Source organism: Vibrio sp. Vb1337 (assembly GCF_033338715.1).
In the GTDB taxonomy this organism is placed as follows: Bacteria; Pseudomonadota; Gammaproteobacteria; order Enterobacterales; family Vibrionaceae; genus Vibrio; species Vibrio alginolyticus.
Genome location: NZ_JAWOTD010000002.1, coordinates 169,358 through 182,637 on the forward strand (window position 1 = coordinate 169,358; position 13,280 = coordinate 182,637).

The 13,280-nt window shown below is 47.3% G+C and carries 4 protein-coding genes; all 4 read right to left on the reverse strand.

The genetic code is table 11. From position 1 onward, the window contains the following. Positions 1-122: 122 nt before the first annotated feature. Positions 123-9,755: an Ig-like domain-containing protein gene (locus R7E42_RS02555; RefSeq protein ID WP_318072313.1), complete on the reverse strand. Its 9,633-nt coding sequence runs from the start codon at positions 9,753-9,755 to the stop codon at positions 123-125. A 120-nt stretch (positions 9,756-9,875) separates the two neighbouring features. Beyond that, entirely contained in the window at positions 9,876-10,490 is a 615-nt protein-coding gene (locus R7E42_RS02560) for a phage tail protein (RefSeq protein ID WP_005373442.1), read from the reverse strand. Positions 10,491-10,636: 146 nt separating this feature from the next. After that, the gene (locus tag R7E42_RS02565; protein WP_318072314.1) at positions 10,637-11,584 is read right to left on the reverse strand and encodes a formyltransferase family protein; all 948 of its coding nucleotides are present in this window, start codon (positions 11,582-11,584) and stop codon (positions 10,637-10,639) included. A gap of 7 nt (positions 11,585-11,591) precedes the next feature. Then, positions 11,592-12,890, reverse strand: a complete 1,299-nt coding sequence (locus R7E42_RS02570; protein ID WP_017819914.1) for a hypothetical protein — start codon at positions 12,888-12,890, stop codon at positions 11,592-11,594. Between the last annotated feature and the right edge of the window lie 390 nt (positions 12,891-13,280).

Consider the following 13,280-nt stretch of genomic DNA (forward strand, 5'->3'; position numbering starts at 1 on the left):
TTTGTTATAGAGTATTGACCTATATAATAAAGATCACAATCACGACATTAATCTCCAGTAATTTACCATATCGCTTCATGATCGCTTAGGATACAAATTATCGAAAAATACCAAACCCTAGGTTAATACGCTGTTAACGGCTCAAAAAAATAACGAAGTTGTACCGCAATTATATCAACATCATTTTCATGTAAAAAATAACGAGCGCCTTGGATACCGATCTCCCAATTATCTGAGAGGTTGTAGCCAACTTCTGCACCAATATATCCATCAAAACCATCCACTTCCGTCGTTATCTTGCTGCCTTGATACGTACTTTCAATATCGGTATCCCAGAACAAGCCCCCCAAACTCAGTTTTGCGGACCATGAATTGTATTGCCAGAACTTATAACCGATGTCGAAGCCCATGCCCTTAACAAGGAGTGGGGCTATAGATGCGACATTGGCGTGATAGTCTTCTGGTGAAGTAGTAGCACTACGCAATGTAGCACTACCTTCACCCATATCAATATAACGAATAGTTCCAGACCATTGATCAGAAAAAGTATATCCCAACCCGACAGAGCGATAGAACCCGGTGTTGTCAGTAGAGATTACGTTATCACCTTTAACAGCATCACGCTCATCTGCATGGCTTGACCCCATTTGAACATCAACATACCAGCCCGCTTGACTACTAAAACTAAACACAGCAATTAGTGCTAGAGCACTGTTTCTTCCATAACGTTGCATGGCTCCTAACAAAATCAAAAGCATCAACACCATGCCACCCAATGATCCTGCTGAAGTATTTTCAACCTTTACATCTCTTACCAACTTAACGGTCACTATAACTTTCCCCGCGTCTTGCAGGCCTTGGCTATCCTGAATGATATATGTCAACACATCATTGCCTTCAAACCCTGAGGTAGGGGTATAGGTCACGCTCTGATCTGCATTCATGACCGCCTGCCCATACTGCGCTTGGACTGAAACCAACTTCAATGTGTCGTTATCCGGATCGGTATCGTTAGCAAGGACATAAACCGTGACAGGGGTACGATCATCGGTGGTAATATTATCGTCCACCGCATTCGGATTCTGACTGTTTACCACATTTACCGTCACCTTCGCCGATCCCGTTCCACCATTACCATCCGTTACGCTATAAGTGATCAAAGCCTCCCCGTAGTACTGTGGTTGAGTGACATAACTTAGTTTGTTATCAACCACACTAACACTACCAATATCTACAGAAGCGCGACTTACCTTCAGCCCATCACCATCAGCATCGGTATCATTGCTCAATACATCGATCGTCACCGTACCATTGAGACTAACAAACGCATTGTCGTCAATCGCTTGAGGGGGTGTATTATTGCTTACACGAGCGGCAACGACGCCAGGGTCAACGACACTGCCATTAGCCAATCCGTCATCATCGTTCGGGCCACCGTCTTCAATGGTAAGTTGTACACACCAGTCACCTTCAGTCAGACCCTGTGACCATGAACTGTGCCCTGGTGGCGGACAATAACCAGCCTCGCCAGCACTAGAAGAAACCGTGTTTTGAGCATCCTCAATAAAGTCTATCCACCCCTGTTCAGCGTTATACTTTCGGTACACTGCATTTGCTGGAACAGGTAAACGCTGAGGCAAAACTAATTGATAGCTTTGGCCGGGCAGCGGCAAATTAGTTACTACAAAATCAAAGATTCCCCCTATGCTCTTCATGTTGATATCTTTAGGAAGCTCCTCATCCAGCAATAAAGCTCCTCCTGTTGCGTTAGTCAGAATGGTTATTCCTTTGCGTAAACAGACACCTGGCTGCCCCTCAATGAGGAAGCGATCTTTTTCTGACACAACCTGTTGAATTACGTTACAGTCAGAAATTGCATCAAGATAATCAGGGATACCATCACCATCACTATCATTATGACCTTCTTGATCATCCGGGATTAAGTCGCCATCACTGTCTTCACTCCCGAGCTCCGCCAATGTTTGTACCACTTCTAAATAGACATTCCGTGTCACTGATAATGGTGGAGTGCCATTGTCAGTAACTGTCAATTGCAAATTGTAAATCGCTGAACTCAGTAATTGCGGAGAGAAAGTCAATGTTTCGCTGTACATCTGCCCCGCAATCGCTTGGTTAAGTACATCGCTATCACTACTCCATCTGAAACTGTGTATATCGGACATATTGGCATCACTAACACTGCTCGTGATTGCGACCGGTTCAACACCATTTTCAATTTGGCTCCGCTGCTCCCCCGCCTGAGATACACTTACCGTGACCTTCGGAGCCACATTCTCTTCAAAGATTGTCAAGGTGTAACGACGCTTACTACCTAGATTAAGGGTGCTGTCCAGATCAATCACTAAGGTTTCAACGCCCTCATTTTGTCCATCATTAAGTAGTTCGAACGAAAGTTTGCCTTCGGTACCACTAGGTATCACCACTTCACCAGAGGTGAGCGTGTGGTCATCACTGTCCGTGCTTCCTGAAACCGTATAAGGTATGATTACTGGGTAGCTCGGCGAAGGACCGTTAAGGTGTATCGATACGCTATGATTGGTGCCTTCCGTGGTTTGCGCATCTTTGGAGATACTTATCAGTGGATACACTGTTACCGTTTGACTAGCTTCAGCGACGTTTCCATCAGAGTCTTGAGTGCGCCAATAGACCGTATTAGTTCCAGGTCGGAAAAAGGTCGTGCTGTCGACCAATGAAACAGGTAATAGCTTGCCTGTACTATCTCGTGCCACAGCAGAGCCTAATGCAACTTTAGTAAAGAGCGAAGTTGCGTTCACTTCGATATCTGAAGGTGCGGCTATTGTTGGTGCGTCCAATTTCGCACTTTTAATTGTCACGATTGCTTTCGCGGTGGCCTTTCCACCGTTACCATCTTTCACACTGTATTGCACTGCCACTGTACCAATTGAGGTCGTTACCAATTGGATTTGACTGCCCACAATCGTTGCCGTTCCAGATGTAGGTTTAACCCATTCCAGTTGTAATGTATCTAGATCAACATCGCTGTCGTTGCTGAGTACATCCAATAAGTAGCTACCATCGTTACTCTCGGTAAAGACATAGGTATCATTAACCGCCACTGGCTCATCATTAACGTTGATTACCGTGATGCTAAACGCTGCTAAAGATGTGCTTAGCTCACCGTCTGAGACACTAATAACAATATTATTGGTGCTGCCAACATGCTCATTTTCCGGCGTACCACTTAGCAACCCAGTTGCTCTATCAAAGGTTGCCCATGATGGTTTATTGCGGATTGAAAAGCTCAAGCTACTACTATCAACATCCGATGCCTGCAGCGCAAAGCGGTACGTACTGCCTTCGTTGACGGTAAGAGCAGGAGTGCCACTGATCACTGGCGCGTCATTGACATTGTTAACCACAATACTGAATCTATTGAGCATTGTGGTCGTGAGACCATCAGAAACCGAGATAACAATGCCCTGATATTTGCCAACATCACCATTATCTGGTGTACCACTAAGCGTGCCTGTTGATGCATCAAAGCTAGCCCAAGATGGCTTGTTCACGATACTGAAGGTGAAGGCTTGGCTGTCAACATCTGACACTTGTGGCGTGAACAGATAGGTGCTGTCTTCATTCACTTGTGTTGCTGGTGAACCAGAGATAACGGGTGCATCGTTAACGTTATTCACAGTAATCGAAAAAGCTGACAATGAGGAAGAAATAGTGCCATCGGATACGCTAATCACGATACCTGGATAAGTCCCCACATAACGGTTACTTGGCGTGCCAGAAAGCGCTCCTGTTGTCTTGTCAAATGTAGCCCAAGGTGGCTTGTTAGCTATCAAGTAGGTCAGAGTATCCGCTGGGTCATTGTCCAATGCCGCGGGCACAAACTGATACACACTATCTTCATCAACTTGCGCCGATGGGGTACCCGTAATCACTGGCGAGTCATTAACGTTATTCACCGTGATGGTCACTAACGCCACTCCAGAGGTAAGTTCTCCGTCACTTACGCTGTAAGTGAAACTGTCCTGACCAAAGAAGTTACTGCTACCCGTATAAACCGCGTGATTGCCTGTGACGGTAACATTACCGTTGACTGGCGATTTTACAATTTGATAGCTCAAAGATGAGCCTTCTGCATCGTTACCATTTAAAGTAATGGTCAGCGGTATTTCTTCCTCTCCCGTAGCACTGATATCGGTCGCGGTTGGTGTATCGTTGACTGCATTAACCGTCAAATCGACACGAACCTCTGTCGAGTCGAGATCACCGTCGTTGACCTTGAACAAGAAGAAGTCGGAGCCATTGAAGTCCGCTTCTGGTGTATAGCGCCAACTATTATTGGTCAACTGCTCTAGCACGCCATGACTGACTTGCTCAGTGATAAGATACTGCAGAGTGTCATCATCGTTATCAATATCTGAACCAACCAGCGTGATCACCAAACTATTGTCTTCATCAAGCGTTTGTGACTGTGCTTGCGCCATTGGTGCGTCGTTGACTGGTGTTACTGTCATGGTCACTGTTGCGGCGTTAGATACAGCACCTGCTAAGTCTGCCACCGTATAGGTGAAGCTATCTTCACCGAAGTAGTTCTCATTGGGGTTGTAAACAATCGCTCCTGACGCCGTCACGTTCACACTGCCATGTGCTGGCGTATCGACGACTGTGACACTAGTGAGTTCAAAACTGTCTCCAACATCGGCATCACTATCATTGCCTAATACATTGACCTCGAAGGAGCCTCCCTCTAGTAGTTGTGCACTGTTATCAACAGCAACGGGGGCATCATTCACTGGCGTAATATTGAGCGTGACGGTTGCAGGCACTGAGACTGCTTGACCACTATCGGTTAGCATGTAGGTAAAGCTATGTTGACCATTAACGTTCGCTGTTGGCACAATCTTTAAGGTCCCATCGACATTGACACTGACCGTGGCAAAACTGTATACCCCCTCTCCTTGACCAAGATCTTGCAGGGTAATACTACTCGGGGTGAATGACCCATCTTCAATATCACTGTCGTTACTTAAAATATCGAGTGTCGATGTGATATCTTCATCAAAAGTAAAACTGTCTTCCTCCGCTACTGGTGAGTCATTGACGGAACCGATATTGACGCTGACCGTGGCCGCAAGAGAAACGCCGCCTTCACTGTCTGCGATCGTGTAAGTAAAGCTATCGCTACCATTTTCATTCGGATTCGGCGTATATACAAAAGTGCCTACAGTTTGATCAATGGCTACTTGCCCTTTTTGAGGCAAACTAACTAACGATAAATCACCCGTTGGGATGCCATCTTCAACATCCTCCGCTTGACTACGCGCGCTGACTGCTGCGCTTGCGGTATCTTCGTCGGTGTTGATGGTCAGCGCTTTAGCGACTGGCGCATCATTTATAGCCATGATAGTGACGGTCACTGTCGCCTCTTGCGACTCCTGCAGCAGGGCATCTTTCACGGTATAGGTAAAGCTATCTGTGCCTGTCTCATTATTATTTGGCGTATAGGTAACAACGCCGTTGCTGATCGACACCTGACCTTTAATTGGTTGCGTTTTAATCGTTGTAGAAGAAGCGACCATGTCATCATTAACATCGGAATCGTTGGCTAACAGATTAAATTGTTTCGCCGTATCTTCCTCAGTCGAGAAGCTATCATCAACTACCGTTGGCGCGACATCGTAGCGTTTGGTCACAGTATCCGTCACTGCATCAGATGCGTTGCCAGCGGCATCGGTTACCACCACGCTTACTGTCAACGTCCCCTCTTGCAAAATAGTGACGTCAATGCCCGTTACTTGCATGGTCTCCGAAGAAATTGTTTGACTAGCGCCGTCAATGGTCGTGGTACCGTCGGTCACGCTATAAGTGAACATCGCGTTCACTTCAGCTGCTGCGAAGGTAAAGCTCATCGCCTGTTCGTTGGTTTTGTTAATGCTCTCCTGATCAATGCTGATGCTATGTCCAGTCGGGATCCCCGTATCCACTGAGATCAACAACTGAGTCGCTGCTGTATTGAGGTTGCCAGCTGCGTCGCTAAATTTCTCGGCTGCAACATCAATAGTTGCATCCTCAGTGCTTTCTTCTGCAGGTGTAAAGGTAGCCGTGTAACTGGCGCTACTGCCCGCAAAGTTAGAAAGAGTTCCTCCAGCCACGGTCACATCGGCTTCGGAAAAATCAGTTGCGGCTTCACTCAAGGTAAACGTGAGTGTTGCCGTTTCACCCGCTTTCAACGCAGCGCTGGAGCTAGTGATACTAACGGTTGGAAGCACAGTATCGACGCTGATGGAAAGTGGTGTAGCTGCACTATTGGTGTTACCAGAGGCATCGGTAAATGTGCCTGTGGCAACTTCAATAGTACCGCTCGTCGCACTCTCTTCCGTTGGTGTAAAGGTCGCAGTGTAGCTGCTACCACTGCCAGCAAAACCAGACAAAGTACCGCCACTAACCGTGATATCCGCCTCGGTAAAATCGCTCGACGCTTCACTTAAGGTAAAGGTAATGGTCGCCGTTTCGTCCGCTTTCAGCGCCAATTTATCACTGGAGATAGTCACACTCGGCACTAAACTATCAACGGTTATAGACAGTTGAGGCGCAGCAGTGTTGCTATTCCCGGCAGCATCGGTAAAGAAATCTGCCGCCACGTTAATCGTCGCTGTACTTGTACTGTCTCTATCCGGCGTAAAGGTGGCCGTGTAATTGTCACCGCTGCCCGCAAAGTTAGACAAACTGCCGCCAGTGACGGTGACATCTGACTCAGTAAAGTCACTTGAGGACTCACTTAAGGTGAACGTGATACTCGCCGTTTCGCCAGAGATCAAATCAAGGTCTGAGCTGCTCAAAGAAACAGTTGGCCTCACGTTATCTAACGTAATTGTTGTGCTATCTATACTGGAGGTGTTGCCCGCCGCATCGCTCTGGCTCGCCGCGACCGTCAGGGTGCCGTTGTTAAACGCACTTACATCAAACTCACTGCCAATAGTCGTCCAAGCCCCGGTATTGTCGGCCGTCACCGTACGACTGACTGAGTTGTTATTGTCCGTGATGGTCACGGTCACACTATTGCCAGCCTCCGCGCCGGAGCCAGCAATCAGCACATCATTGTCTTCTGCCGCATTGACGATACCGTCGATTGCAATCGGCGTGGAAATGGTAACAGCGGATGGCGCTGCGTTATCTAGGGTTACGCTCTGGGTGGCTACGGTGGAGATATTACCTGCTATATCAGCTTGGGTTGCAGACACAGTCAGGGTGCCATTGCTCAAGCCACTGATATCCAGCTCGCTGCCGCTCAGCGTCCAGTTGCCTGAGTTGTCGGTCGTCACCGTACGACTGACAGAGCTGTTGTTATCCGTGATAGTCACGGTCACGCTGTTGCCTGCTTCCGCGCCGGAGCCAGCAATCAACACATCGTTATCTTCCACTGCATTAACAATACCATCGGTTTCAATCGGTGTAGTGATGGTCACAGCTGATGGTGCGGCGTTATCTAAGGTAATGCTCTGGGTGGTCACTCTGGAGGTATTACCCGCCGTATCCGATTGCGTCACAGCAACTATGAGTGTGCCGTTGTTCAGGCCACTGACATCAAGCTCACTGCCGCTCAACGTCCAGCTGCCTGAATTGTCGGCCGTCACCGTACGGCTGACAGAGCTGTTATTGTCCGTGATAGTCACGGTCACGCTATTGCCTGCTTCCGCACTGAAGCCAGCGATCAGTACGTCGTTGTCTTCTGCCGCATTGACGACCCCATCAGTTTCAATCGGCGTATTGATGATTACAGCAGATGGGTCTGCATTGTCCAGAGTAATACTCTGGGTGGCTGCGGTAGAAGTATTACCTGCTATATCTGCTTGGGTTGCAGACACAGTCAGGGTGCCGTTGTTAAACGCACTTACATCAAGCTCACTGCCGCTCAACGTCCAGTTGCCTGAGTTATCAGCCGTCACCGTACGACTGACAGAACTGTTATTGTCCGTGATAGTCACGGTCACGCTGTTGCCTACTTCCGCGCCGGAGCCAGCAATCAGTACGTCGTTGTCTTCTGCCGCATTGACAATACCATCGGTTTCAATCGGCGTGGTGATGGTCACTGCTGATGGGGCTGCATTGTCTAGGGTAACACTCTGGCTAGCTGCGGTGGAGATATTACCTGCTATATCTGCTTGGGTTGCAGACACCGTCAGGGTGCCATTGTTCAGGCCACTGACATCCAGCTCGCTGCCGCTCAGCGTCCAGTTGCCTGAGTTGTCGGCCGTCACCGTACGACTGACAGAGCTGTTATTGTCTGTGATAGTCACGGTCACGCTGTTGCCTGCTTCCGCGCCGGAGCCAGCGATCAACACATCGTTGTCTTCTGCAGCGTTGACGATACTGTCAGCCTCAATCGGCGTGGTAATGCTCACTACGGATGGTGCTATTGTATCAATGGTGACACTTAACGCGTTGGATGCCGAGCTAACATTATCATCGCTATCAGATGCTTTAGCACTTATTGCATGTGTAATACCAGACGCCAACTCATTGGTTGTTATCTGCCAGTTTCCTCCAGTAGCAGTGCCTGTGCCAATAACCGTTGCACCTCCACCGACTTGATCACTGTATAAAGTAACGATCGATCCACTCTCAGAAGTCCCACTAAACGTTGGTGTAGTGTCACTGGTAATATTATCAGTATTTAATGGCCCGGTATCCGAACTAGCATCTAAATCGGGTGTAGATGGCGCATTTGGCGTGGTATCGACTGTCGTAAAGTTAAATGTGGCATCATCGCTGATCCCAGCGAAGCTATTATTTGCGCTGTCAGCCACGGCACTGGATTCAATATGAATGGCGTAGGTCCGGTTCCCTGCCAGATCACTGGTTGGGTTTAAGTAAACTTTATTGTTGGTAACACTGATGCGACCAGCGCCTGGTGATGTTGTTGTGCCATCGCTTTCGGTGGCAACATTAAATACTTCAAAGTCGCGACTGTCGGTAACATTACGAATGGTAATATTGCCGCTCTTCAGCTCAATATTTTCATCGAAGGCAATCTCGATGTTGTTGCTAACAGAAACATTGGTTGCATCATCAGTGGGAGTTGAGCTCGCACTGACAAAAGTAGGCGCGGTAGAGTCTGAAACCGCAGCGTCATCAATCTTGATACTTCTGATAAGATAACGAGAGTCAGCACCCGGACTTCGGGTAAACGCCATAGTCACTGTATCAACGTCCTGCCATGCCGAATCATTAAAATCTGTACCACGGGTCAGGGTAAACAAGTCCTGTAACCCTGAGTTTGCTTCACCACCTTTTGGCAAGGTGACAGTTTCGGTCACTGTTTGAGTATCATTAGAGAAGCCAGTTAACACAAGTTGATACGTTTTATCTGAGTCTCGGGCCGACCCCTGCATAAAGGTAATTTCGTCGAAACTGAAGTTAGTACTTGATTTCTCAAAAAAGCGGAAGCCACGATTGTTGAACTCATTAATCATGGTATTTGAGTAAAGAACACCAGCTACAAATCCGAGGTCATTTAGGCCAGTAAACGGAGTGCCATCCGAGCTAGTGCCCGCATCTAATACCATAGATACAGTACCTGCATTGGTAAGAGTGACTGAGGGCATACCCCCTGTGACGCCGGTCTCCACCTCACTAAAATTGGAACCTGAACCATTAGAGTAGTTAATCGTTTGCTGTGCAGCCCAGGCTCCACCGGAAAAAAACGCTGAGAACACCCATGCTGTTGTAATTGCGATCGCAACCTGACGATGTAATCTCATTTTCCTCTCCTGAAGATGACGGCCTTATCAACATGGCCGGGTTATCATAATCAACTTAAATATTTAATTTTTTTATAGGAAAGGATTAGCTAAAGATTCAGCCAATTCTTTCTTGGTTGATTAGCTGTGCGGTGGGTATACTCCCGCAGTGGCAATTAACCAATTAATCGGCAATACCGGGCTCAGAATATTAAGTGGCATTGAACCGCCTGTTTCAGTCACAGTTACAGTACCTCCGCCCGAGCCACTACCAGACACACTTAAGCCTTCGATCTCGGTCAAATCTGGTTGCTGAAACGTCGGTTTATAGAACCCGGGGGTAGAGTTTTGCGCTATATACGAATTACTATCGGGTACCTGTGTATTTGCAGCATTGGTAGCAACCTGCATCCTGCCTGTTACAGGTGCAGAAGTGCCAAGAGGGGTAAAAATTGCCGTATGTAAGTGTGCTGGCATTTGAGTTATATCAATAGTTACCAGTTCAGTACCCAATCTTTCTCCCTGATGATAATCCATCCCCCCAGGTCGTGTGCCTACACCAACTGGACTGCGGCCACGCAAATCAGGTAAACCAAAGGTAGTTCGGGCGTCACCTCCGTATAGAGTGCTAACTAGAGAGAAGAGCGCTGGATTATCTTCAATTGCCTGCATTTGCCCCGAGCACATTGCCCAATTTCTAATTGCAAAATTGCCACCAAATGCGGTTAGTGTCCCAAGATACGGTTCTGTAGCCATACTGTTCTTCCTTTCAACGTATACACTTAAGTTAAAACCAGCCCATAACGAAATTGGTGTGGTTGGTTAAAACTTTCCAATCTCGCATTACTAAATACCGTTACGGGCTTCATCACTGCCGCAAAGAGCCGTATTGAGATATTTATTTACTCACAAGCAGAAGCGTGCTGGAGCAATGACATCCCAGCATCTAGCCCAGCCATTTGCGCATAGCGATAACCCGAAAACACGCCTTGCTGTGTAGCAATAACATCTATTGATATGGCGCTATCTAACGTTTTCACTTGTAACCCATGTTGTGGGCTGATCTCGAGAATGCTCCCCGCCTCAACACCAACTAAAGAAGTCTCCATTGCGCTTGCTTGCAAAACATTGGCGACACCATTTGGCAAGCTCAACATCGCACCTCCGAAGTCATGATTGCCTGCTCGCACTAAGTTGACGATTTCGCGACTCGTTTGCACGTTCCAACGAATGTGCAGATCATGTTGGTTTACTGCTCGTGCCACTTCATTGGGGTTTGATACTTGTTCACGCCAAACCAGCCCTTGCTTTTGTTGCGCGATGAGGAAGTCATACATCAGCTTAGCCGTCATTTGTGACGCTTTTTTCTGAGCACTGGTTAAGGTCTCAAACGGGTGAAATGGTACCTCTAACTCCATTCCTATAGCGCCGGAATCAGCCGATGCCTCAAGACGATGCAGGGTGAGGCTAAAGGTGTCTAAACCGTCTCTTAATTGCCAATAGAGAGGCATCGGGCCTCGATACTCGGGCAGCTTTCCCGGATGAATGTTGTACAAGTTTCCGTTGAAAAACTGACACAGCGAGGAATGAACTATGTGCCTGAACAAATAGATGACGCCATCCGTGACTCGCCAAGCATCGAGTTGCGCTATCAAAGCACTGCTGTCATTGGCGGTATACTGAGCAATATGAATCGATTGAGCGCTCAGATAGCTCTGTAGCTGCTGTAAGTCAGGATTTAGTTCTCCTTCCGGTACTACCACGCCCGCCAATTTATGTTGTTGTGCCAACAACTGAATGATGGGCAAGGCGTAACAACTTCCTGTAAAAACGACGTATTTTTGCTGCATATCGAAATCATCCATGGGTGGCGACAAAACCTGGCAATCCGGTTAACTGATAATAGAAACAGACCTTATCGCCTCCCTTCGCTTCAAAGTAATGGTGTTCAACGGCTTTGGGCTTGGCATCCACATAAAAAGTCATGTCGGGTTTAGGATGGGTAATACCAGAGTCGTATTGTCCGACCATCGCATCTCCGTAAGTATCGATATGGCTGTAAATGGCGAGGATACGTTTTGCCATATCTGGCACATCTTTCGGCAGCTCAATGGTGTTGCCTTGCAGCATTTTTATTCCACCATCTAGCTCAAAAATCTCGCTTCTGAGCAACATGGCTTTATTGACGTTAAGAATTTCTCCCAGATCAATTCGATCATCGATCGCTTCCGGCTGGCAATGGTTGGAATGTGCATACTCTGCTTTTTCCCATTGTTGATTAAATTCCGTCTCCCCGATGACCATCATGGCGCGCACAGATACCTGATTGGGGATCATTTCGCCTTGAATATGTAAATATTGAACCAAATGTTTCGCGATGCTGAGGAACCCTTCCCGACTAAAGCCATGCTGCATCGCTTCAAGTATCAGGAGATCAAACGTTTGAGTTGGCGAAAATTGGGTAGCATCTTCTTCCACTAAGGCTTCAATGTAGTCTGCGATATCGAGATCCGCGATCAATTGATTGAGTGCTTTAATGGCTCCGGGGTGAATATCTACTAGTGTCACCTGAAGCTGCTCTGCGCTAATTCGATCACTTTGTTTGTAGTGAGCAAGTAAAGGCAGCAGCAATGGTGCAAAGGGGCCGCAAGCTGGATAAAGCACTTTAACCTGTGACTTGTTGGCAAGCATATGTTGGATAGCTTTGTTTATACCACACGCAAAGCCTTTAATTCGGTACACATCTTTGATGGTGTGTTTACAGTTAAGTGGGGACATCACCAGCCCAGACGTGGAAATGTACTGTCGGGTCAGTTCCTCTTGAGTGAGTTTAGCCAGAGAAAGAGATTGGCAAGCGTTGCCATACATGCTCTGAAAGGCTTGCACCAGTGTTCGGTGCTCAACTTTCGTCTCCTTCAATACGAGCTCAACTGCCGCAGCGAAACTCTCTTTCAGTTGCCGTTGGCGTTCAGCCGTGCTGAGTTGGTTTTGGAGCATAGCCTCAAGTTGAGTCCGTAATGAGTACTTAAGCAGCTCATCCATTTCGGGTTCAGCAAAACCAAACTGTTGAGTTTGTTGCTGCACTTCTTCAACACCGACCGTCTCACGAGATTGAGGACGTTGCTGGTAGAATTCTATAGATGAGCCTTTTTGCATAATTCATGAACCTCACTTGCCGCTGTAGCAGTAGTTAATGATGTAACACACCTGTACTTGAGAAAAACATATGCCAGAGGTCCGCGTTACAATATCTCAGCTCCCGGCTCTAACTTCATAAACCGTACTGACAAAATTGGGCAGAAAAATTGAGATAAAAACAGTTCTAATCCTGTAAATTCAGAGAGTAGTAAATAGTTAGGGTAATAGGCCTTTCGATGTGATTCTTCTAAAGCAAGCGCTTGCCAATCCCCTCGATGGCAAGATCGTTTGACATATGGCAGCCACGCAGTCTCCTTAATAGAGGTAAGCGCGGCACTCAAGTGTGGTGTAATATGAAAGCCTTTTAACAGGCAGAAAAAGCCAATATCCATAGTATAAAGCCAACTA

What these genes read in the sequence shown, in the direction of transcription:
- R7E42_RS02555 (WP_318072313.1), bottom strand. Translation starts at nt 9,755, where the DNA reads ATGAGATTACATCGTCAGGTTGCGATCGCAATTACAACAGCATGGGTG.
- R7E42_RS02560 (WP_005373442.1), bottom strand. Translation starts at nt 10,490, where the DNA reads ATGGCTACAGAACCGTATCTTGGGACACTAACCGCATTTGGTGGCAAT.
- R7E42_RS02565 (WP_318072314.1), bottom strand. Translation starts at nt 11,584, where the DNA reads ATGCAGCAAAAATACGTCGTTTTTACAGGAAGTTGTTACGCCTTGCCC.
- R7E42_RS02570 (WP_017819914.1), bottom strand. Translation starts at nt 12,890, where the DNA reads ATGCAAAAAGGCTCATCTATAGAATTCTACCAGCAACGTCCTCAATCT.